This is a genomic window from Xanthomonas sp. NCPPB 4037, from assembly GCF_041475695.2.
Lineage (GTDB): Bacteria > Pseudomonadota > Gammaproteobacteria > Xanthomonadales > Xanthomonadaceae > Xanthomonas > Xanthomonas campestris.
Window position 1 is genome coordinate 2859665 of sequence record NZ_CM191261.1, and the last position, 21823, is coordinate 2881487.

At 67.7% G+C, this 21823-nt stretch carries 18 protein-coding genes; 7 read left to right on the top strand and 11 right to left on the bottom strand.

Annotated elements, in window-relative coordinates; translation table 11 throughout:
• Positions 1-139: 139 nt before the first annotated feature.
• Positions 140-1018 carry a protease HtpX gene (htpX, locus tag ACCQ01_RS12920; RefSeq protein ID WP_114998906.1) on the bottom strand — a complete coding sequence of 293 codons (879 nt, stop codon included), beginning with the start codon at positions 1016-1018 and terminating at the stop codon, positions 140-142.
• Between the two features lie 100 nt (positions 1019-1118).
• On the opposite strand from htpX, the gene gluQRS reads away from it, so the two are divergent.
• The 3 genes from gluQRS to phaR all read left to right on the top strand — a co-directional run bounded on the left by gluQRS (position 1119) and on the right by phaR (position 3568).
• A complete protein-coding gene (gluQRS, locus tag ACCQ01_RS12925; RefSeq protein WP_228432098.1) occupies positions 1119-2012 on the top strand; it encodes a tRNA glutamyl-Q(34) synthetase GluQRS in 894 nt (297 codons plus the stop codon).
• 89 nt (positions 2013-2101) lie between these two features.
• On the top strand, positions 2102-2842 hold the full coding sequence (locus tag ACCQ01_RS12930) for a beta-ketoacyl-ACP reductase (protein WP_014507974.1): 741 nt from the start codon (positions 2102-2104) through the stop codon (positions 2840-2842).
• A gap of 159 nt (positions 2843-3001) precedes the next feature.
• On the top strand, positions 3002-3568 hold the full coding sequence (phaR, locus tag ACCQ01_RS12935) for a polyhydroxyalkanoate synthesis repressor PhaR (protein ID WP_011037439.1): 567 nt from the start codon (positions 3002-3004) through the stop codon (positions 3566-3568).
• A gap of 45 nt (positions 3569-3613) precedes the next feature.
• On the opposite strand, the gene ACCQ01_RS12940 is transcribed toward phaR, so the two are convergent.
• From ACCQ01_RS12940 to ACCQ01_RS12965, 6 genes are all read right to left on the bottom strand, one after another.
• Entirely contained in the window at positions 3614-4570 is a 957-nt protein-coding gene (locus tag ACCQ01_RS12940) for a TraB/GumN family protein (RefSeq protein ID WP_372358801.1), read from the bottom strand.
• Positions 4571-4578: 8 nt separating this feature from the next.
• Complete coding sequence (locus ACCQ01_RS12945) at positions 4579-5517, bottom strand: DUF1684 domain-containing protein (protein WP_012438136.1); 939 nt, start codon at positions 5515-5517, stop codon at positions 4579-4581.
• The gene (mutL, locus tag ACCQ01_RS12950; RefSeq protein ID WP_228432102.1) at positions 5517-7388 is read right to left on the bottom strand and encodes a DNA mismatch repair endonuclease MutL; all 1872 of its coding nucleotides are present in this window, start codon (positions 7386-7388) and stop codon (positions 5517-5519) included. Before mutL ends, ACCQ01_RS12945 begins: the two co-directional genes overlap by 1 nt.
• A gap of 151 nt (positions 7389-7539) precedes the next feature.
• Positions 7540-9201 carry an N-acetylmuramoyl-L-alanine amidase gene (locus ACCQ01_RS12955; RefSeq protein WP_228432104.1) on the bottom strand — a complete coding sequence of 554 codons (1662 nt, stop codon included), beginning with the start codon at positions 9199-9201 and terminating at the stop codon, positions 7540-7542.
• Between the two features lie 70 nt (positions 9202-9271).
• A complete protein-coding gene (tsaE, locus tag ACCQ01_RS12960; protein WP_115005029.1) occupies positions 9272-9772 on the bottom strand; it encodes a tRNA (adenosine(37)-N6)-threonylcarbamoyltransferase complex ATPase subunit type 1 TsaE in 501 nt (166 codons plus the stop codon).
• A complete protein-coding gene (locus tag ACCQ01_RS12965) occupies positions 9769-11256 on the bottom strand; it encodes an NAD(P)H-hydrate dehydratase (protein ID WP_228432106.1) in 1488 nt (495 codons plus the stop codon). Before ACCQ01_RS12965 ends, tsaE begins: the two co-directional genes overlap by 4 nt.
• Before the next feature lie 24 nt (positions 11257-11280).
• Here ACCQ01_RS12965 and queG point away from each other — a divergent pair, with 24 nt between their 5' ends.
• Together queG and xseA are read left to right on the top strand one after the other, a co-directional pair.
• Entirely contained in the window at positions 11281-12348 is a 1068-nt protein-coding gene (queG, locus tag ACCQ01_RS12970; protein WP_228432108.1) for a tRNA epoxyqueuosine(34) reductase QueG, read from the top strand.
• 147 nt (positions 12349-12495) lie between these two features.
• Positions 12496-13836 carry an exodeoxyribonuclease VII large subunit gene (gene xseA, locus ACCQ01_RS12975; protein WP_228432109.1) on the top strand — a complete coding sequence of 447 codons (1341 nt, stop codon included), beginning with the start codon at positions 12496-12498 and terminating at the stop codon, positions 13834-13836.
• A gap of 48 nt (positions 13837-13884) precedes the next feature.
• Here xseA and ACCQ01_RS12980 read toward each other — a convergent pair whose 3' ends face one another.
• On the bottom strand, positions 13885-15132 hold the full coding sequence (locus tag ACCQ01_RS12980) for a virulence factor (protein ID WP_228432112.1): 1248 nt from the start codon (positions 15130-15132) through the stop codon (positions 13885-13887).
• Between the two features lie 106 nt (positions 15133-15238).
• A complete protein-coding gene (locus tag ACCQ01_RS12985; RefSeq protein ID WP_228432113.1) occupies positions 15239-17116 on the bottom strand; it encodes a formylglycine-generating enzyme family protein in 1878 nt (625 codons plus the stop codon).
• A 97-nt stretch (positions 17117-17213) separates the two neighbouring features.
• Here ACCQ01_RS12985 and rnd point away from each other — a divergent pair, with 97 nt between their 5' ends.
• On the top strand, positions 17214-18302 hold the full coding sequence (gene rnd / locus ACCQ01_RS12990; RefSeq protein WP_228432115.1) for a ribonuclease D: 1089 nt from the start codon (positions 17214-17216) through the stop codon (positions 18300-18302).
• 89 nt (positions 18303-18391) lie between these two features.
• On the opposite strand, the gene ligD is transcribed toward rnd, so the two are convergent.
• Both ligD and ACCQ01_RS13000 read right to left on the bottom strand, forming a co-directional pair.
• Positions 18392-20941: a DNA ligase D gene (gene ligD / locus ACCQ01_RS12995; RefSeq protein ID WP_228432117.1), complete on the bottom strand. Its 2550-nt coding sequence runs from the start codon at positions 20939-20941 to the stop codon at positions 18392-18394.
• Between the two features lie 11 nt (positions 20942-20952).
• The gene (locus tag ACCQ01_RS13000) at positions 20953-21129 is read right to left on the bottom strand and encodes a DUF3606 domain-containing protein (RefSeq protein ID WP_228432119.1); all 177 of its coding nucleotides are present in this window, start codon (positions 21127-21129) and stop codon (positions 20953-20955) included.
• 220 nt (positions 21130-21349) lie between these two features.
• On the opposite strand from ACCQ01_RS13000, the gene ACCQ01_RS13005 reads away from it, so the two are divergent.
• The gene (locus ACCQ01_RS13005) at positions 21350-21754 is read left to right on the top strand and encodes an H-NS histone family protein (protein WP_040941192.1); all 405 of its coding nucleotides are present in this window, start codon (positions 21350-21352) and stop codon (positions 21752-21754) included.
• Positions 21755-21823 lie beyond the last annotated feature (69 nt).

A 21823-nucleotide genomic window follows, 5' to 3' on the forward strand; every position in this document is an offset into this window, starting at 1 on the left:
CCACCCGCGTAAGGCGCCATGCTGCTGGCTGGCGCCGTGTGCGGTTTATCGCGGCGGTGCGCTGCCGAGACTCAAAGAAACACGCTGCAACAAAAAACCCGCATGACGCGGGTTTTTTGTTGAGAGACAAACCGCTGGCTTACATCGCCGTACCGCTGGACGCACGCAAGGCGGCAATGCGCTCGGTCAGCGGCGGGTGGCTCAGGAACAGGCGACGCAAGCCCTCACCCACACCGCCGGAAATGCCGAACGCCTGCACCTGCGAGGGCAAGGTGTTCTGGCCGTGATTGAGCGACAGCCGCTCCAATGCGGCGATCATCTTGTTGCGCCCGGCCAGCTGCGCGCCACCGGCGTCGGCACGGAACTCGCGGCGGCGCGAGAACCACATCGCGATCATCGTGGCGAACAGGCCGAACACCATCTCCAGCACGAATACGATGATGTAGTACGCAAATCCACGCCCGCTGTCGCGATTGCCAGACAGCGCGCTGTCGATGATGCCGCCCACCACGCGCGCCAGCACGATCACGAAGGTGTTCAGCACGCCCTGCAGCAAGGCCATGGTGACCATGTCGCCATTGGCAATGTGGGCAATCTCATGGCCCAGCACGGCCTCGGCTTCGTCTTCGCGCATGTGCTGCAGCAAGCCGGTGGAAACCGCCACCAGCGCATTGTTGCGGTTGGCGCCGGTGGCGAAGGCGTTGATTTCCGGGCCGTCGTAGATAGCCACTTCCGGCATGCCGATACCGGCTGCCTGGGCCTGGCGGCGCACCGTGTCCACCAGCCAGCGCTCGGTCTGCGTCCGCGGCTCGGTGATCACCTGCGCGCCGGTGCTGCGCTTGGCCATGAACTTGGACAGCAGCAACGAAATGAACGAGCCGCCGAAGCCGAAGATGGCGGCCATCACCAGCAGCCCACTCATCTGTGCCGGATTGACGCCCAGCACCGACATCACAATGCCGGCCAGGATCAGCACCGCAAAGTTGGTCAAGAGAAACAGGACGACACGGTTGAACATAGAGGCAGTGGCTCCGCACGCAAAGAGGATGAACTGCTGCGGATCTGCGGACGTGGCGGGTTGAAATCAAGCAAGCACCTGACCGACGATTCAGCTGCCCATGTCCTCACTCCCCTACCGCGGCCGGTTCGCGCCCTCGCCCACCGGCCCCCTGCACTTCGGCTCGCTCCTGGCTGCGTTGGGCAGCTGGCTGCTCGCACGCCATGCCGGTGGCGAATGGCATGTGCGAATCGAAGACATCGACCCGCCGCGTGCCGAGCCAGGCGCCTCGCAGCGCCAGTTACATACGCTGGCTGCGTTCGGGCTGCATGCTGACGGGCCGGTGCTGTATCAGTCCGACCGCGATGCGCATTACGAGGCGGCACTGTCGCGGCTGCTGCACACCGGCGCGGCGTTTGAATGCAGTTGCAGTCGCGCAGAGCTGGCGGCGATGGGTGGCATCCACCACGCCTGCGTGGCGCCGCTGGGCATCCGCCGCGCCGTGCGCCTGCGGGTGCCGCCGAACACCCAGGCAAGCTTTCAGGACGCGCTGCAGGGGCGCATCACCCAGGATGTGTACGCCGAGGTGGGCGATGTCGTGCTGCGCCGTGCCGACGGCTACTGGGCCTACCAGCTGGCGGTGGTGGTCGACGATGCGGCGCAGGGCATTACCGATGTGGTGCGCGGGGCGGACCTGCTCGACTCCACCCCGCGCCAATTGGTGCTGCTGCAGGCCCTGGGCGTGGCACCGCCGCGCTATCTGCATCTGCCGCTGATCCTGGGCGCCGACGGGCGCAAGCTTTCCAAGTCGCATGCGGCGCAACCGGTGGACGACAGCGACCCGCTGCCGGCGTTGCGCGCGGCCTGGCGAGCGCTGGGCCAGGCACCGGCGGCCCTGCCCGCGCATGCATCGGTGGCCGGTGTGCTGCAGCATGCTGTGCAGCATTTTTCGCCACAGCGGCTGCCGCGCGTTGCCAGCCTGGACGCTGCCACGCGCATCGACGCCCCGGCTTGACTAGAATTGCGACCCAGCACCGGCTTTCGCCCTGACGCCTCTGCAGCGTCGCGGGCGCCGCCAGCCCTATCTGCTCATTGGAGTTGCGCATGACATCTCGCGTCGCGTTGGTCACCGGCGGCACCGGCGGTATCGGTACCGCCATCTGCAAGCGCCTGGCCGACCAGGGTCACCGGGTCGCCAGCAATTTCCGCAACGAAGAAAAAGCACGCGAGTGGCAGCAGCGCATGCAGGCCCAAGGCTACGAATTCGCCCTGTTTCGTGGGGATGTAGCCTCGTCCGACCATGCGCGCGCGCTGGTGGACGACGTGGAAGCCGCACTCGGGCCGATCGAAGTGCTGGTCAACAACGCCGGCATCACCCGCGACACCACGTTCCATCGCATGACCGCCGAGCAGTGGCACGACGTCATCAACACCAATCTCAATTCGGTGTTCAACGTGACCCGCCCTGTGATCGAAGGCATGCGCAAGCGCGGCTGGGGCCGGGTGATCCAGATCAGCTCCATCAACGGGCTCAAAGGCCAGTACGGCCAGGCCAACTATGCGGCGGCCAAGGCCGGCATGCATGGCTTCACCATCTCGCTGGCGCGCGAAAATGCGGCCTTCGGCATCACCGTCAACACGGTGTCGCCGGGCTACGTGGCCACCGACATGGTGATGGCAGTGCCGGAAGAAGTGCGCGCCAAGATCGTCGCCGATATCCCCACCGGCCGGCTTGGGCGGCCGGAGGAAATCGCTTATGCAGTGGCGTTTCTGGTGGCCGAAGAGGCGGCGTGGATTACCGGCTCCAACCTGGACATCAACGGCGGCCACCACATGGGCTGGTAACGTTTGCTGCAGATGCCCGGTGCAGCATGGAAATCCGTGTCAAATCATGCTGCGCAGCATTTTTTTCCCGTCTGCTTAAGAAAATAAGGCGTTCTGGCTGTTGCAAGCGCTGCTGCGGTGCGCCATCCTGCGCGCACTATCGTTGTGAGTGAACGCTCCATGGCCGGACTTCGCATCATCAAGAAGTACCCCAACCGCCGTCTCTACGACACGGAAATTTCCAGCTACATCACCATCGAGGATGTGCGCCAACTGATCATCGACGGCGAGGAGTTCGAGGTCCGCGATGCAAAAAGCGGCGAAGACCTCAGCCGCGCTGTGCTGCTGCAGATCATCGCCGACCAGGAACAGGACGGTGAGCCGATGCTCTCCACCCAGTTGCTGAGCCAGATCATCCGCTTCTACGGCGACTCCCTGCAGGGCTTCATGGGTAATTACCTGGAGCGCAGCATGCAGGTGTTCCTGGACCAGCAGCAGCAGTTCCGCCAGCAGATGGGCAACCTGCTCGGGCAGACGCCATGGGCGATGATGAATCAGCTCACCGAGCGCAATCTCGAGCTCTGGCAGGAATTCCAGCGCAACTTCGGCGCGGGCTTCGGCCGCCCCGGTGGCCCTGGTACGCCGCCCACCCCGCCCGGCAGCAGCAGCATGGGCAGCGGTCTAGGCAGCGGAACCAGCAGCAGCAACGCGACCGGCACCACCGGCAAGGCCCGCAACCGCGGCTGAGCCCTGACCGGCGTGGCGCAACCTGCGCCGCGCCCGGTCATCACGTCAGTGGCCGGCCTGCTCCGCGCAGGCCGTGCAGATCCGCTCCACGCGATACCCGCGTGCACGCAGACGCTCCACCACCCCGTCGCGACCCAGCAGGTGCAAGGCACCGACCACCACCAGCGTGGTGCCGGCCTGCTTGCCCAGCCGCTGCTCCAGACGGGGCACCCAGCGCGCATTGCGCTCGACGTTGATGTCTTGATACAGCGCGGGATACTGCTTGCGCATGTCTTCGGCCATTTGCGTGGTCAGCAGATGGACGTCACCACGGCGCCAGGCGTCGTGCAGCGCGTTGACCTGATCGGCGGCACCGGCCTCGTCGAGGGTTTCGGCCAGCAGTTGCTGTTGTTCGGTCGCAGTCATGCTGTCGAGCAGGGCGATCTGTTCGTCCGCGCGCTCCAGGCCATCGGCCGGTTTGCCACGTGCCTGCGCCAGCTGCATCAGGTAATTGTCCAGTCCCGCATCGGCCTGCATGCCCTGGCGTCGCATCTCGGCCAGGCTGAGCGTCAGGGCGACAAACCACGGCTTCATCGGCTGCAGTCTCTCCAGCGGGATGCCGTGCTTGCGCGCCTGCGTGGCGAGCGCCTGCCAGGTCGGGGCGTCGAGCGCATCCTGCAGGCGCCTGCCATCGCTGCGGCGGGCGGCACGCAGCATCTTGACCGCCAATTCGGGCGACTGCACATCGGCCGGTGGCAGTTCGAAGGTGAGCCGGTCGGCCTGCGCAAAGGCCTGCAGCACATCCGGCGACAGCGGGTAGTCGTCGGGCTTGAGCAGATGGAACGAGCCAAGCAGATACAGCGTGCCGCCTTTGCCATCGACCTTCCACAGCAGCGGTACCGGCGGGCTGGCGGCAGCAGCGGCGCCACGGGCTGAGGCGGCAGCCGCTGTGCCGCCCCACAATGCAGCGATCGCCAACAGGCTGGCGCAGGCGGGCAGCAGCGCGCGACGCGTGCGTGTCATCCAGCGCATCAATGCGCTGCCTTGTAGGCTTTTTCGCCTGCCGATACGGCTAGGTCGATGCGATTTTCCGGCGGTGGCAACGGGCAGGTCGCAAACGGCGTGAACGCGCACGGCGGGTTGATGGCGCGGTTGAAGTCCACCACCACGTGCCCGGAGGCGTCCGGGGCTTCCAGATCAAGAAAGCGCCCGGCCGAATAACTGCCGTGGCCGCTGGTGCGATCGGCGAACACCACGAACATCGGGCGACCCGGCTCGCCAATGGCTTCCAGCCGATAGGTCTTGCCATCGCGCTCGAACTCGATCGCACCGGCATTGGGCTGCTCGCTGCTGATGCCGACGATATCTACGATGGGAATGGTCTTGCCGACATTGTTGGGCACGTAGCGCGCCTGGATGCGCCAGGACGGATCGATTGGCCAGTACTCCAGCCCCGCAAACCCGGTGCGCGACGGCGCGTCGGCATGCTTGACCCGCAACGCGTAGCGATCGCCGCGGTGAATCAGGCTCAACACGCCCTTGCCGTCGTCGAAGCCGATCAGCGTCGGCTGCGGATCGACATCGGACTGGAAGCGGATCTTGCCGGTGAGCGGTTTGCCGCCGACGGTCAGTGCCGCGCCACGCTCGGGCACGAACCACACCGCATCGCGCTCGCTGGACACCATGCCCATCTTGGGCGGCCCCACGGCCAGGCGGATGCCGCTGTCGGCACTGCGGCCGATGTAGTGCGCCTTCAACGACAGCCAATGCAGGCCGACCAGGCTGGTCCAGCCATCGGGCGCGCGCAGCTCGGTCAGGCGCGCCTCGCGCCAGGCGGCGTTATCGGCCAGAAACGTCTTGTCCAGCGCCACTGGCGCCGGCGCGGGCGGTGCCTCGCGGCCACAGCCGAGCACACCTACCGCTACCAGCATGCCGAGCAGCCAGCCCCGCCCCCTGTGCAGCACTGTCATCAACGTCCCCTCAGGAACCAGCGATCGATTTCGCCCAGCGTAAACCGGGCCCAGGTTGGCCGGCCATGGTTGCATTGGCCCGAGCGCTCGGTGGCTTCCATGTCGCGCAGCAAGGCGTTCATTTCCGGCACGGTGAGCCGGCGGTTTGCACGCACCGCGCCGTGGCAGGCCATGGTGGACAGCAACTCGTCGCGCGCGGTGGCGATGCGCCGGCTCTGGCCGTGCTCACGCAGATCGCCGAGCACATCGCGCAACAACGCTTCCGGGTCGGCATTGGCAAGCAGCGCCGGAATGCTGCGCACGTGCAGCGATTGCGGGCCGCTGCGGGTGATCTCGAAGCCCAGGCTGGCAAGCGTATCGGCCTCGCGCTCGGCGGTGTCGGCCTCGCGCTCGCCCACTGCCAGCGTCATCGGTACCAGCAGCGGCTGCGCATGCAGGCCAATGCTGTCGTGCGCCTGCTTGAGGCGTTCGTAGCCGATACGCTCATGCGCAGCATGCATGTCGACCACGATCAGGCCTTCGGCGTTTTCCGCGAGGATATAGATGCCGTGCAACTGCGCCACCGCGTAGCCCAATGGCGGGACTCCGCTGTCGTGCGCGGTCGCCGGCAAGCCGGTGCCGGACAGCACCGGTTGCCCGTCATCGCGCAACGCGCTGCCGGCCGCAGGCGCATACAACGCGGCGTAGGCGGCGCGCGCCTCGTCCACGCGCAAACCCAGCGGCGCCTGCGACAGCGCCCAGCTTGCATAGCCGGAGCCATTGCCAACGCCCGGATACCCGGCACTGCCGCCAGCGGCGTAGCCTGCGTCGCTTGGCACAGCACCGGCGCCAATGCCGAAGGCTGACGACCCGACGCCGACATCAGCGGGCAGCGCGCCTGCACGGGTTTGCGCAAGTGCGTCCTGCAGAGTGCGATAGACGAAGTCGTGGATCAATCGCGCCTCGCGGAAGCGCACCTCGTGTTTGGCCGGGTGCACGTTGACGTCCACGCGCGCGGGGTCCAGCTCGAGAAACAGCACATACGCCGGCTGGCGCCCGTGGAAGAGCACATCGCCGTAGGCCATCTTCACCGCATGGGCCACGCTGCGATCCCGCACCGAGCGGCCGTTGACGTAGAGATACTGCTGATCGGTACTGGCGCGCGAGTAATGCGGCTGCGCCACCCAGCCGTGCAGGCGCAGGCCGGCACCGCTGTGGTCCACGCGCAACGCCTGGCGCGCGAAATCCTCGCCCAAGGTCTCGCTCAGCCGCGCGTCCGAATACAGATCGCCCGGCTTGTAGCGCCGCGACGGCTTGCCGTTATGCGAGACGCGCAATTCCACGTCCGGGCGCGCCAGTGCCAGCGAACGCAGCCACTCTTCGATATGGCCCAACTCGGTGCGCTCGGCGCGCAGGAACTTGCGCCGTGCCGGCACGTTGAAGAACAGCTCGCGCACCTCGACGGTGGTGCCCGGCGCATGCGCACGCGGCATCACTTCGCCCAGGCGCCCGCCTTCGATCTGCAGCGCGGAGCCGTGCTCTGCATCCGGGCGCCGCGAGGCCAGCGTAAAGCGGCTGACCGAGGCGATCGACGGCAACGCTTCGCCGCGGAAGCCCAGCGTGGCGACGGTTTCCAGATCATCCAGCGAGGCGATCTTGCTGGTGGCATGACGCGACACCGCCAGCGGCAGCTCTTCCGGCGCGATGCCGCCACCATTGTCGCGGATGCGGATCAGCCGCACGCCGCCCTCTTCCAGATCGATATCCACGCGCGTTGCGCCGGCATCGAGGGCGTTTTCGACCAGTTCCTTGACGACCGATGCCGGGCGCTCGACCACCTCGCCGGCGGCGATCTGGTTGATCAGGATCTCGGGCAATTGCCGGATCGCCATCAGCGGGCGCTCCCTGGCAGATGCGCTGCGCGCACGCAGTGGCTGCCCGCATGGGCGAATGATGGAATCAAGGGGGAAAACGTCGGCACGGCCATCCGGCGGCGCCAGGCGCCGTCATCGAGGAATCAGTGCGGAATGATAGCCGAGCGGCTCAACGGCTGCCGCCGGCCACGGTGCCGACTGCGGCGTCGGCCTCGGCCTGCGCGCGTGCGGCGAACAAGGTGCCCGGGGGCGGCTGACGGGTGAAGAACGTATCGATACCGTCCAGCACCGCGGAGGCGATCTTGCGTTGATACGCCGGGTCGATCAGCCGGCGCTCTTCATCCGGGTTGGAGATGAAGGCGGTTTCCACCAGCATCGCCGGCATGTCGGAAGTGCGCAGCACCGCGAAATTGGCGCGTTCCAGCTGCGGCTTGTGATTGTTGCCGATGCGCTTCAAACCGCCCAGCACATGGCCTGCGGCGTCTTCGGATGCCTTCATGTGGCCGCTCTGGGCCAGGTCCAGCAAGACGTTGGCCAGCGTGCTTTCGGTCTGCTGCAGGCGCACGCCACCGACGAGGTCGGCGGCGTTTTCCTTGTCGGCCAGCCAGCGTGCACGCTGCGACGACGCACCCTTGGTCGACAGCACATAGACCGACGAACCGGTGGCGCTGCGGTTCTCCGCGGCGTCTGCATGAATGGAGATGAAGATGTCGGCCTTGGCCGAGCGTGCCTTCTGCGCGCGCATCGGCAACGGAATGAACACGTCGGTATCGCGGGTCATGTACGCCTTCATGCCCTGCGTGGCGTTGATCTGGCGTGCGAGCTCGCGGCCGATGGCCAGCGTGACGTCTTTTTCGCGCTTGCCGGTCGGGCCCATGGCGCCGGGGTCCTGGCCGCCGTGACCGGGATCGATGGCCACCACCAGCGGACGCATGCCGGGCGCCATCTTGACGCGCGATGCCTCGCTTGGCAGCAATGGACGCGGCGGCGCATCGTCATTTTGCGCATCGGCGGCAGCCACACCGGCCGACGTCACGGCTGCGCCCTGCGGCACGTTGCCACCGTTCAAGATGGCTGCCGGCGACGGCGTGCCAGTGGCGATCGCGGTGCGGGTACCGCCGGTCGTGGCGGGCGCGCCTGATGCGGCAACCGTCCCGGGACGCGGAGTCGGCACGCCAGTAGCAATCGTCGTGGGCACCGGCGCAGGCGTCACTGTCGGCATTGCCGATGCAGGCACGGGTACCGGCGTGGGCGCTGCTGCCGGGGTTGGCGGTGGAAGCGCCGAGGCGCGCTGTGCGGAGGCCGCGAGCGCCGCAGTGGCACGTGCAGCTTCCGCCTGTGCATCCAGCGGACGTGTGGCAGGCACTGCGGCTGGCGGCGTTGCTGTTGCTGGCAGAGCGCTCGATGTTGAAGCAACCGGCTTGGCCGGCGCGAAATCGCCGGGCCACTCGATCACCAGCGTCGAGGCGCTGCCCAGGGTCTGCATCTGCGGCTTCAGTGCGGTGACTGGCGTTGCCAGCTCGAACACGACCCGGAAGGTCCCCGGGACCGGCTGGCCGGTGCGCACCGACGTCACCAGCCCGGCGGCGGCCGGCAGCTTCAAGCCATTCTTCGCCGAGGAGGCCGGGAAATCCACCACCAATCGATTGGGATTGGCCAGCGACAAGGTCTTGAACCCGCCGCTGCCGGCAAGCTGGATCTCCGCACGCGTGCCCGTGGCCCCGGTGCTGACATCCACTTGCTTGATTTCGCCTGCCCACGCGCTAAAAACCGCCAGGCTCAGGCCGGCGGTCAGGGCGAAAGCAAAGCGATGGTGGCTCCCCTGGGTCATGGAGCCGGATTCAATCACCCGAACGCATGAATTGCAAGGCAATTTCCCTTAATAATCCATAACCTGGCGTTCATTCCTCTTGTGCGGCGGCAAAAAGCGCCCGCAACTCGTCCCGTGCTGCCAGCTCGTTCACCCATGCCTGCCCGCTTGGGCTCGCGCCGCGCAGCGTCAGCGCGCGTCCCTCCCCGGCCACTGCCAATTCGACCTCCATATCCGCCGCAGGCAAAGCGCCAGCGCCACGTTCCGGCCATTCGACCAGCCACAGGGTGGCACTGCCCTCGTCCAGCCCGAGAAAATCCAGCTCCCCGGCGTGGCCGATGCGGTACAGATCCAGATGCCAGGCTTCGCCCCCGGCTGCCAGGGGATAGCGTTCGACAAGTGTGTAAGTGGGGCTGCGAATTGGGCCGGTGACGCCGAGCGTGCGCAACAAGGCACGTGCCAGGGTGGATTTGCCGGCGCCCAGGTCGCCATGTAACTGCACCACGGCGGTGGCGGGCCGGGTGGCCGCCAGGGCCTGCCCGACCTGCTCGGTGGCATCGACGTCGGCCAGAAAGGCGTGCAGCGTGGTCATGCAATGGCTCCAGCGTTGGCCAGACGGCGCAGCGCCGGCAGCAGGTCGGTGGGAAGCAGGCCGCGCTCGCCGTCGGTGGCTGCAGCATCGCCGGCGCAGGCGTGCAGCAAGGCGCCCAGGCTGGCGGCCTCGAAGGGCGCCCAGCCCTGGCCGAGCAAGGAGGCGATCACGCCGGTCAGCAGGTCGCCCATGCCGCCCACTGCCATGCCGGCATTGCCGGCGTCGATCAGGTGCGGCAGGCGATCTGGCGCGGCCACCACGGTGCCGGCGCCCTTGAGCACCACCACCGCATCAAAGCGCGTGGCCAGCGCATGCGCGGCGCCCAGGCGGTCGCGCTGCACCTGTGCGGTGGATTGACCAAGCAAACGCCCCGCTTCGCCCGGATGCGGCGTGAGCACGCGGGGGCCCCGCGCAGGCACGGCAGTGGATGCGAGCAGGTTCAAGGCGTCGGCGTCGATGACGGTGGGCGTGGCCGATGCCAGCACACCGCTCCACAAGGCGCGCGCCCAGCTGTCCTGGCCTAGCCCCGGGCCCAGCGCGACCACATCGGCGGCCTCGGCCAGCGCGGTGATGTCGGCGTCTTCCTGTACCCCCCGCACCATCGCTTCCGGGCAGCGCGCCAGCAGCGGCGCCACATGCTCGGCGCGGGTTGCCACCTGCACCAGGCCAGACCCGCTGCGCAGGGCAGCTTCAGTGGTCAGCATGATGGCGCCGCCGCTGCCGGCATTACCGCCCACGCACAGCACACGCCCGGATTCGCCCTTGTGGGTGTTGCGCCGGCGCGGCAGCAGATGCGCGGCCAGTGCGTCACGCTCCCAGCGCTGCGCAACCGGTGCCAGGCCGTCGAATGCCGAGCCCGGCACCTCCAGCGTGGCAAGGTCGCGCTCGCCGGCGTATTCCAGCGCATCGCCGGTGTACAGGCCCACGTGCGGCACGATGAACTGCAAGGTCGCGCTGGCACGCACGGCGCTGCCCGGTGCGATGCCGCGATCGGCATCGATGCCACTGGGCACGTCCAGCGCAAGTACGGGCACGCCGGCGGCGTTGATGGCATCGAACAAAGCGCCCATCTGCGCATCGGGCGCGCGGTTGAGACCGATGCCGAACACCGCATCCACCAACACATCCGCATGCGCCAGCGCGCACGGGAATAGCGTGATCGCACCGCCCACGGCCAGATAGTCCGTGCAGGCGCGTTGCGCCAGTTCGCTGGCTGGCCCTTGGTCGGGCAGATGCACGACCTGCACCTGGCGTCCGGCCCGGTGAGCCAACCGCGCCAGCACATAGCCGTCGCCGCCATTGTTGCCGGTGCCGCACATCACCACGATGCGGCGTGCGCGCGGCCAACGTTCCTGCAACCACTGCCAGGCGGCTTGCCCGGCGCGCTGCATCAGCGTGTAGCCGTCGCCGCCGAGCAGCGTGGTGGCCTGCGCGTCCAGCATGCGCGCGGCAGCGGTGTCGTAAAGAGCGAGCGGTGCATACATGCCGGGAATTCTATACTTGTCGCCATGTCCGCCGTCCTTGCCCGCCCCGACCCGACCGATGCCGCCGCGCGCATCCGCACGCTTGCGCGCGAGGCCGGCTTTCAGCGCTGCGGCATCACCGGCATCGAGCTGGGCGAGGACGAAGTGCACTTGCGCAGCTGGCTGGCCGAAGGCCTGTACGGCACCATGCACTGGATGGCGCAGCACGGCGACAAGCGCTCGCGTCCGCAGGAACTGGTGCCGGGCACCTTGCGGGTGCTGTCGGTGGGCATGGACTACGGCCGCAAGGACGACACCGAGGCCTGGGACACCTTGCACGACGGCCGCCGCGCGTACGTGGCGCGCTATGCGCTGGGGCGTGACTACCACAAGCTGATGCGCAACCGGCTACAGAAACTGGCCGAGCGCATCCAGGCCGAGGTCGGGCCCTTCGGCTACCGTGTGTTCGTGGATTCGGCGCCGGTGCTCGAACGCGCCCTCGCCCGCAATGCAGGGCTGGGTTGGATCGGCAAGCACACCTGCCTGATCGACCGCCGCGGCGGCTCGTGGTTCTTCCTGGGCGAGATCTACCTGGACCTGCCCCTACCCATCGACACGCCGGCCACCGCGCATTGCGGCACCTGCACGCGCTGTATCGACATCTGCCCAACCCAGGCCATCATCGCGCCGCACCGGCTGGATGCACGCCGCTGCATTGCCTATCTCACCATCGAGCACGACGGCGCAATTCCCGAAGACATGCGCAAGCCGATCGGCAACCGCATTTTCGGCTGCGACGACTGCCAGCTGATCTGCCCCTGGAACAAGTTTGCCCAGCGCACCGACGAGCCGGATTTCCGCGCGCGCAACGATCTGGATGTGGCGACCCTGCCGCAGCTGTTCGCCTGGGACGAGGCCGAGTTCCTGCGCCGCACCGAAGGCAGCCCGATCCGCCGCAGCGGCCACGAACGCTGGCTGCGCAATATCGCCGTTGGCCTGGGCAATGCCCCCGGCAGCGAAGACGTGCTCGCCGCGCTGGAGTCGCGGCGCCATGACGACTCCGCCCTGGTGCGCGAGCATGTGGGCTGGGCGCTGGCGCAACACGGCCTGTAGCAGGGTTAGTGGAGCGCTGTTGCACGCGGGCACCGCTGGCGTGCGCGCCGCACTCAGTCCACCTTCCACACCCGATCGTTCGCCGCATCAGCCGCACCGCACACAGCCGATCACGCATTGCGTGCCCCGCTGCGGGATAATGCGGCGATGGCCGACCGCACCGAACAGATCCTCACTCCCAGCCAGCTCAACATGCTGGCGCGCGACCTGCTCGAAGGCAGTTTCCCCCTGGTCTGGGTAGAAGCCGAACTGGGCAATGTCACCCGCCCCGCCTCCGGCCATCTGTATTTCACGCTCAAGGATGCGCGCGCACAGATCCGCTGCGCGATGTTCAAGCCCAAGAGCACCTGGCTGAAGTTCCAGCCGCGCGAAGGGCTGCGCGTGCTCGCGCGCGGGCGCCTCACCTTGTACGAGGCACGTGGCGATTACCAGCTGGTGCTGGACCACATGGAAGAAGCCGGCGAAGGCGCGTTGCGGCGCGCGTTCGAGGAACTGCGCGCGCGGCTGGCCGCCGAGGGCGTGTTCGACGCCGAGCGCAAGCAGCCGCTGCCCGCGCATGTGCGCCGCCTGGCGGTGATCACCTCGCCCAGCGGTGCGGCCGTGCGCGACGTGCTCAGCGTGCTGGCGCGCCGCTTCCCGCTGCTGGAGGTGGAGATTTTGCCGTCGCTGGTACAAGGCGACAGCGCCGCCGCGCAGATCACTTCGCTGCTGCAACGCGCCGATGCCTCCGGCCGCTACGACGTCATCTTGATCACTCGCGGTGGCGGTTCGCTGGAAGACCTATGGGCGTTCAACGACGAGCGCCTGGCGCGGGCGATTGCCGCAGCGCACACGCCGGTGGTGTCGGCGGTCGGTCACGAGACCGATGTCAGCCTGAGCGACTTTGCCGCCGATGTGCGCGCCCCCACGCCCTCGGTCGCCGCCGAGTTGCTGGTGCCCGATCAACGCGAACTGGTGGCACGTGTGCGGCGCGCGCAAGCCCGGCTCAGCCAGCTGCAGCAGCACACGCTTGGCCAGGCGATGCAACACGCGGATCGGCTGGCGCTGCGCCTGCGCGCGCGCAGCCCGCAGGCACGCTTGCAGTTGCTGCAGCGCCGCCAGGAAGACGCCGCGCGGCATCTGCGTGCGCGCATGCAGCATATCCTGGAGCGGCTACAGGCACGTGTGCAGCGCGCGCAGGCCGGTGTGCAGTCACACAGCCCGCAGCGCCACCTGGCACCGCTGCAGCAACGCCTGCGCGCTGCACATCCGCAAGCGGCAATGCAGCGGCGCCTGCAGCAGGATCACCTGCATCTGCGCGGCCTGGTGCGTTCACTGGAAGCCGTAAGCCCGCTGGCCACGGTGGCACGCGGCTATGCCATCGTCACCCGTCAGGCCGATGGCAGCGTGGTGCGCAGTGCCGCCGGATTGACCCAGGGTGATCGCCTGCGCGCACAGCTGGCCGATGGCAGCGTGACGGTCGTGGTCGACACCAGCGAGACCGGCTGACGCGCTCATCCAGGCACGCCGTGCAACATGCCTGCAGCTGCGCGGGCTTCACGCATGCCCCGGCAGTTGCGCCGCGCGCTGCCAGCCCCGCAGCAGGATGTCGGCCAGCGCACCCGGGTCACGGTCGAAGTGGTGGCCGCCAGGACGCGCAATGACCTCCACGCCACGCGCGCGCAGCTCCGGGCACAAGGTGTCCTTCTCCTGTTCGCCGTAGATGCATTGCAGCCGATGCGCATCGAGCGCCTGCAGCGCCGGGGCGATCGGGCGCTCGGCCTCGTTGTGCCAGCCCAGCCAACCGCCCACCCGCACCTTGAAGTCGGCCTGATGGGCCAGGCCCAGCAAGCCGACAAACTGCACCGCATCGCGGCGCGCCGCCGACAGTTCGGGGAATGCGAACGGCAATACATCCGCACCGAACGAATAGCCCACCAAGGCCACGTGATGCGCATGCCAGCGTTGCTGGTAGGTGGCGATGATCCGGTCCAGATCCACGCCCACCTGCTGCGGCGTGCGGCTGCCCCAGAAGTAGCGCAGGCTGTTGAAGCCGACCACCGACACGCCCTGTTGCTGCAGGCGTGCAGCAATGCCTTTGTCCATCTCGCGCCAGCCGCCGTCGCCGGAGAGCAGCACGACCAGACGATCGCTGCCGGGCGCGTGCAGTTCCACCAGCGGCAGGTCGGCCAGGCCCTGCGCCTGTGCGGCCTGGAAATGGCCGCGCGTGGCGGCGGCGATCTGTGCCGGGCTGGCATCTTCCACCTGGGCATCCAGGAAGCCCTGGTTCGGGTCGGGCACATCGTGCAGGCAAGCCAGTCCGGTCTCGGTGGCGTCGCCATCGGCCACCACGACGCCGCCGAGCACATCCGGCGCCGCGTTGGCGACCGCCTGACGCGCCAGCAGCGCGCCATCGCCCTGCCCGACCAGCACCGGCGGCAGGAAGGCATCCACGTGCTCGGCGCGCAGCAATTTCTTGCCGAGCCGCTCGGCGTCGTCGGCCAGCGCACTGCAGGCAGCATGCCGGCTGCGCGCACGGGTGCGGTACCGCGCGGTGTCGACCACCGCGACCAGCGCGCCATCGTCGCTGAGCAGGTCGGCCAGTTGCTGCCCCTGCTCGGCGTGTGCGCTGTCCGGCAGCAGCACCACCATCGCCTTGGGCGTGCCTGACGGGCGCACCACTTCCACCGCACCATAGTTGCCGGCGGTATTGCCGTCCTGCAGATGCCGGGCAACGGCATAGCCGCTGCCTGCAATGAACAGCAGCGCCACGATCCAGCGAAACAGTGTGATACCCCAGGTCATCGCGGCGGTCCTTGAAAACGCTGCGGCTTGGACCGGCGCAGGCCGCGCCCGGTTCCAGCCACGCGGTGGCGCCGTTTTGCGTGGTTAAGCCTGGCGCCGCGCCAGCCTAGATGCCGCGCGCCAGGCGGAAGCCGATGCGCGCACTGGTGGTGTCGGACTCTTGCGACAGCCGCCAGGCCGCGCGTGTCTGCAGCGGCGAATTGGCCCAGCTGCCACCACGTACCAGGCGCTGCCGGCAACCGGGGTTGAACCACGCGGCGCCGTCGGCCGGTGCGCGGCGGTAGCTGGCGTGCCAGCAGTCGGCCACCCACTCGCTCAGGTTGCCGCCCATGTCGTGCAGGCCCCAGGCATTGGCGCGGAAACTGCCCACCGGCGCCGGCCCCCAGAAGCCGTCGCCATAGCCGACAAAGCCGTTGTTCCAGTGCCGCCCGCTGCGCGAGACGTCGTTGCCGCCGGTGAAGTTGCCCGCATCAGGCGGCGGCACGCCCGGGTTACCCCACGGATAGCGGCCGGTGGTGCCGGCACGCAGCGCGTATTCGAACTCTGCTTCGCTGGGCAGGTGGTAGTGGCGGCCGGTCTGTTCGGACAACCACGTCGCATAGGCTTCGGCGTCGCGGATGCTCACGTGCATCACCGGGCTGTTGGGGGCGGCCTGGGCACCGTTGTAATCCGATTGCCAGTCCACCCCGCTACGGCGGATGAAGTTGCCGCTGCGCTCGTCGTAGACCACCGAATGGCCGCGCCGGGTTGCGCGCGGCCGCGCCTTGGTCGCTTCCACAAACTGGCGGAACTCGGCCACGGTGACTTCGGTGATGGACATCGCGAACCCGCGCGCAAAGCGCACGTAATGCGCCGGGCGTTCATTGTCCGATGCGCCCGGCTCGTAGTCGCCTGCGCCCATGCGGAACGCACCATGCGGCACCACGATCATCTGCGGGCCGCGGCCGCCGACCTTCAGGCCATCGGTGAAGACCTGGCCGGGACGAAAACTGCCGTAGTGCGCGGCCAGTTCCAGCCGCCGCCGCAGATCGCCGGCCACCGGGTCGCCGGGATCGGCAATGCGCAGCACCTCGGCCAGTTTTTCGCCGGCCGGCTTGAGCCCGCGCGGGGTGGTCAGGTCACGCAGGCCGGCATCGCGCAGCGCGGCGATCTGCGCGCGCCGCATGCGCTCGATACGCGCACGTGCATCGGCAATGGTCGGCGCGCGCTCGCGCACCTGGCCGGCCATCTGCAGCCAGTAGCGCGCCGCCACGAAGTTGGCCGTCTCGGCGGCCTGTTCAGCACGCCGCAGCAAGGCGCTTTCCACTGCGGCCAGGCCCTGGCGTGTGCGCGGGTTATCCGGGTCCAGCTGGGCGGCATCGCGGAAGTTCACCAGCGCGCCGTTGCCGTCTTCGCCCAGACGCCCGTTGCGCAGATCGTCCTCGCCTGCGCGATTGAAGCCGAGCACGCGCTGGGCCGTTTCCACCTCGAGCTGCAGCGCGCGCACCTTGGGATCTTCCGGCGCCAGGGCCAGTGCCACGATCGCCAGTTCGCGCGCCTGCTCCAGTGCGTTGTCCTGACGGTCGGTCTGCGCGACCAGCGCATGGCCGCGCTCAAGCAGACGCCGCCGCGCCTGCTCCAGGCCACGTCGGCTGACCGCATCCTTGCCCTCGCTGCGTTGCTGGATCGCCAGATACAGCGGAATGGCATCGTCGGCGCTGCGGTAGAGGCGATCTTCCTTCAACGCCTCGGCGGCGCGCTGGCGCACTTGCGCCAGGGGCATCTCGCCCAGGTCCACCGGTGGTGGCTGCCACTGCGCAACGGTCTCGGCGGATTCTTCGCCACCAATGGACACACGCGGTGCGGTGGCCGGCGCTGCGCTGGCAGTAGCAGCCACGCGCGGCTTGGTAACCGCCGCGGGCGTAGGTGTCGGCTCGCGCGAGCACGCACCGGCACAGAGTGCGACCAGCGCCCATGCTGCGATCCGATTGCCGCACTGACCCACACCCACTCCTTGCCCGGCACTGCCCCTTCGGCAGGCGATCGCGACGTTAGGCTATTCTGCGCGCTCTACGCAAACCCTTGCTGTCGACGGAAATCACGTGCCCCATTGGATCACCCACCCCTCCGAATTGACCGAACGCCTGCAATTGCGTCCGTCCCGCATTGGCCTGGATACCGAATTCATTCGTGAGCGCACCTACTGGCCGCAACTGGCGCTGGTGCAGATGGCGATCGGTGAGGAGATCCTGCTGATCGACCCGTTGATTCCGGGCATGACCGATGCACTGAAGGACTGGCTGACCGCGCCGGACATCGTCAAGGTGATGCACAGCGCCAGCGAAGATCTGGTTACCTTCAAGTGTGCCTGCGGCGTGCTGCCGCGGCCGTTGTTCGACACCCAGATCGCGGCCGCACTGGCCGGCGTCGGTGGCGGCATGGGTTATCAGAAACTGGTACAGGAAATCACCGGCACCCTGCTCACCAAGGGCGAGACCCGCTCGGACTGGATGCGCCGCCCGCTCTCGCCCGCACAGCTGGAATACGCCGCCGACGACGTGCGCTACCTGTTTGCCATCCACGACGCGCTCACCGCCAAGCTGACCGCGCAGGACCGCCTGGGCTGGCTGGCCGAAGATGGCGAGCGCTTGCTCGGCACGGTGGAGCACGACGATGGCGACCGTTGGCCGCACGTGAGCCTGCGCACCGCACAGTTCCTGGAGCCGGCCGCACAGCGCCGCCTGCTGCGCCTGTTGCGCTGGCGCGACCTGCAGGCACGGCAGAGCGACCGCCCACGCAGTTGGATCCTTGACAACGAACTGGCCAGCCAGCTGGCGCGCTTCCCGCCGGCGGATCTGGACGCATTGATGCGCCAGTTCGACAAATTTCCCAAGGCACCGCGCAAGCTCGCCAACGCGGTCTGGGAGGCGCTCAACACGCCCTTGCCCGACGAAGATCACGCTCCGCTTGCGCAGGCCTCCACCGATGGCAACAAGGCCACGCTCAAGCGCCTGCAGGATGCAGTGGCGCAGCGCAGCCGCGAGCTCGAACTGCCGGACGGCATCCTCGCCTCGCGCCGCCATCTGGAAACCCTGATCGAGCAGCGCAGCTGGCCGGCCGCGCTCGGTCAGTGGCGACGCGACGCATTGGAAGCAGATCTGCTGCCGCTGCTGGATGCGGTAACGCCCTGAGCGGCGTGTTGCGCACGTTTGCCGCGTGACTGCGGCGGCGTGTGGCAACAAACGCATCCGGCGTGCTCTGTGAGAATGGAGCCCGTGCCTCAGCCCTGGTCCGCCCAGCGCGCCAGGTTCTGTTGAATGCTGGCGATATCTGCCCAAGGATCCTTGCGGCGGCGACGCAACTTGTCTGGGACATCGCGCAGGGTGAAGGCATTGGCGCGATGCAGCTTGGCCAAATCTGACCACGGCAGCGGCAATGCCACCGGTGCGCCCGGGCGGCCGCGCAGCGAGTACGACGCCACTGCGGTGGCCCCACGCCCATTGCGCAGGTAGTCGACAAAGATGCGTTTGTTGCGGAAGCGCTTGGTTGCCGTGGCCACGAAGCGGTCCGGCTCGGATTGCGCCAACGCGTCGGCAAAGCCTTTGGCAAAGCGCTTGGTCAACTCCCAATCGCAGCCGGGGTTCAAGGGCACCACCACGTGCAGGCCCTTGCCGCCGGACACGCGCAGAAACGATTCCAGCTCCAGCTGCGCCAGCAGCTTGCGGATATCGGTGGCGGCCCGTTTGACCTCGGCAAATGGCACATCCGGGCCGGGATCCAGATCGAACACCACGCGGTCAGCCATATCCGGCCGCGCGGCATGCGAGCCCCAGGGGTGGAATTCCAGCGCATTGAACTGCACCAGCTCCAGCAGCCCGGGCGCATCTTCGACCACCAGATAGTAGGCATTGCTGCCGGTCTCTTCCTTCAATCGCACCGAGCTCACCCGCTCCAGTCCGGCGGTGTGGTGCTTCTGGAAAAAGCACGGTTTTTCCGCCCCGTTGGGGCAACGGATGATCGACAACGGCCGACCCACGATCTCTGGCAGCAGGTGATCCATCACCGCGTGGTAGTAATCCCAGACATCGCCCTTGGTGGCCCGGATGTCTGGGTAGATCAGCTTGGTCGGGCTGGACAACGTGAGCTCGCCCGGCGCGGGCGCTTGCTTGTTTGCACGCTTGTGCCCGAGTGCTGGAGTGTCGGCCACATCAGCCTGCGCGGGACTGACATCCCCCGTATCGCTGTCGGCCAGGTCGGCGATGTCCTTGTCCAGACGCACCGCCTTGAGCGAGGCCTGGCGCAACAGCTGCTGCCCACCGATGCCGCGATAGAACACCTCCACCACGAACCGCGGCGCAAACCAGGTGGCGCCACGCAGATCGGTGTCTTCGGTGGGGATATGCGCGGTGGGCCGCTTGCCGCCCCCGTGCAGATGCTGGGCCACCTGCTGCATCAACGTATCCGAGAAGCCCGAACCAACTCGCCCCACATACAACCAGCCGTGCTGCGGGTCCGGCGTGGCCAGCAGCAGCGAGCCGAAGCCGGTACGGCTGCCCTTGGGCGCGGTATAGCCGACGACCGCATATTCCTGGCTGGCCAGTTGCTTGGTCTTGCGCCAATCATCGCTGCGACCGCCGCGGTACGGCCGGTCGGCACGCTTGGAAATGATGCCTTCGAAGTGCTGCTCGCCGGCGACCCGGAACGCCTCCAGCCCATCGCCCTCCACATGCGAGCTGTAGGCCAGATGGCCGGCCGGCGCATTCGCCAGGACCTGCTGCAAGAGCTGCTTGCGTTCGCGCAGCGGCGCCTCGCTGATCTCCACGCCATCGATGTGCAGCAGGTCGAACACCGCCAGCGCCAGCGGCACCTGGCGTTCGCCCGACAAGGTCGCCTGCAGCAGGTTGAAATCCTCCTTGGTGCCACGCCCGGCGATCAGCTCGCCATCCAGCCGTGCCGAGCGCAGGTTGAGCGCCTGGATCGCATCGCGGATATCGGGAATCTTGTCGGTCCATTCCAGCGCATTGCGCGACCACAGCCGCACCTGGCCATCGGTCACCGTGGCCAGGATGCGATAACCGTCCCACTTGATTTCATGCACCCATTGCGCCCCTTCCGGCGGCGCCTGCCCGAGCTTGGCCAGCTGCGGTGCGAAAGCGGCATCGTCGATGTCGCCGCGCCGCGCGTGCGTGAGTTTCAACGCGGCGTTGGTCCAGGCGTTACGTGCACGCCCCCGTGGCACAGGCACGGTGGCGAGTGCCTTGCGTTGGGCCTTGCCGGCCCCGGCGCGACGCACATCTTCTGCTGGCGCGGCAGCCACATCGGCCAGCAGATCGTCGGCTTCCAGCGTGCCGGCATAGGCGTCGTCTTCCTTGAACAGCAACCACTGCGGCTGGCGGGCCGGCTTGCTCGAGCGCACCAGGTGCCACCCGCCCTTGAGCTTGCTGCCGAACAACTCGAAGCGCAGGTGGCCCTTGGCCAGCTGCGCTTCCGGGTCACCGGCGGTGGCCCAGACCCCATGATCGAACTGGGCCACGTGACCGCCGCCGTATTCGCCCTTGGGAATCTCGCCTTCGAAACTGGCGTAGTCCACCGGGTGGTCTTCCACCTCTACCGCCATACGCTTGACTGCCGGGTCGTAGCTTGGCCCCTTCGGCACCGCCCAGCTCTTGAGCGCATCGCCCACCTGCAGACGAAAGTCGTAGTGGCGCCGGCTGGCATGGTGCAGCTGCACCACGAAGATCGCCCGCTGCCCCTGCGGCAGCAGCTTGCCTGGCTCCGGCTCGCGGGTCTTGTCGAAGCTGCGCTTGCGGCGGTATTCGCTCAGGCTCATGCAAGCCGAGCCTATTTGCCCAGGTGCTGGCGCACCTTGGCGGCCACCGGCCCCACCGCATCCACGGCCGCGCGCAATTCGTCGGCGCTCAGGCCAAGGGCCTTGGTCCAGTACTGCAGTTCGTAAGCTTCGTGCACATTGATCCGGTCACGATCCGGCGTGCCGACATTGCGGGTGTCATCACTCATGGCATGCTCCTGTATTGTTGCGGTTGGGCCTGCCAGCAGACGCGATGCGTCTGCAGCAGGCGCAGCACGACAATGCGAAAGCGTCCGGCCAGACCCCGTGAACGGCCCGTTTAGCGCATGTGTAAAGCCGTGTCCGTGCAACGACCTTCCACAGACCAGTGCCATAATGGCGCGCGCCCATCGGGCGGTGTCTCCACTCTTATTCCGAGGCCATACCTCTGTGAGCAATACTTCTTCGAAACTGGATTCCATCGCGCAAGCCAAAGCCAAGCTGCTGGACGAGCTGCAGAAGCTGGAAGAACAGGAAAAAACCGAGCGCGCCAGTGAGGCATCCTCAGCACATGCCACCATCGTGTCGCTGCTCGAGCAGTTTGCCGGCCACTTCAACACCAAGCAGCGCAACGACATTGCCGCGTACCTCGGCACCACCACCGCTGCCCGCAAGGACGTGGTGAAGACCGGCCGCAGCGAAGTGCGCCCGAAGTACGAGCTTCCCGGCACCGGCGAGACCTGGTCCGGCCGCGGACGCACGCCGAAGGCCTTCGCTGCATGGGAAGGCACGGAGTCGTACAAGGAATGGAAAGCCAAGAACCCCGATCTCAAGTTCCCGCTGATTCGCGAGTAATCAGATCGCCGGCCGCATCCCCCGATGCGGCCAGCCACGCAGGCAGCCCTTGGCGAACCGCGTGGCATG

Coding starts and splice junctions, on each gene's coding strand:
- htpX (WP_114998906.1), bottom strand. CDS start 1,018: ATGTTCAACCGTGTCGTCCTGTTTCTCTTGACCAACTTTGCGGTGCTG.
- gluQRS (WP_228432098.1), top strand. CDS start 1,119: ATGTCCTCACTCCCCTACCGCGGCCGGTTCGCGCCCTCGCCCACCGGC.
- ACCQ01_RS12930 (WP_014507974.1), top strand. CDS start 2,102: ATGACATCTCGCGTCGCGTTGGTCACCGGCGGCACCGGCGGTATCGGT.
- phaR (WP_011037439.1), top strand. CDS start 3,002: ATGGCCGGACTTCGCATCATCAAGAAGTACCCCAACCGCCGTCTCTAC.
- ACCQ01_RS12940 (WP_372358801.1), bottom strand. CDS start 4,570: ATGACACGCACGCGTCGCGCGCTGCTGCCCGCCTGCGCCAGCCTGTTG.
- ACCQ01_RS12945 (WP_012438136.1), bottom strand. CDS start 5,517: ATGACAGTGCTGCACAGGGGGCGGGGCTGGCTGCTCGGCATGCTGGTA.
- mutL (WP_228432102.1), bottom strand. CDS start 7,388: ATGGCGATCCGGCAATTGCCCGAGATCCTGATCAACCAGATCGCCGCC.
- ACCQ01_RS12955 (WP_228432104.1), bottom strand. CDS start 9,201: ATGACCCAGGGGAGCCACCATCGCTTTGCTTTCGCCCTGACCGCCGGC.
- tsaE (WP_115005029.1), bottom strand. CDS start 9,772: ATGACCACGCTGCACGCCTTTCTGGCCGACGTCGATGCCACCGAGCAG.
- ACCQ01_RS12965 (WP_228432106.1), bottom strand. CDS start 11,256: ATGTATGCACCGCTCGCTCTTTACGACACCGCTGCCGCGCGCATGCTG.
- queG (WP_228432108.1), top strand. CDS start 11,281: ATGTCCGCCGTCCTTGCCCGCCCCGACCCGACCGATGCCGCCGCGCGC.
- xseA (WP_228432109.1), top strand. CDS start 12,496: ATGGCCGACCGCACCGAACAGATCCTCACTCCCAGCCAGCTCAACATG.
- ACCQ01_RS12980 (WP_228432112.1), bottom strand. CDS start 15,132: ATGACCTGGGGTATCACACTGTTTCGCTGGATCGTGGCGCTGCTGTTC.
- ligD (WP_228432117.1), bottom strand. CDS start 20,941: ATGAGCCTGAGCGAATACCGCCGCAAGCGCAGCTTCGACAAGACCCGC.
- ACCQ01_RS13000 (WP_228432119.1), bottom strand. CDS start 21,129: ATGAGTGATGACACCCGCAATGTCGGCACGCCGGATCGTGACCGGATC.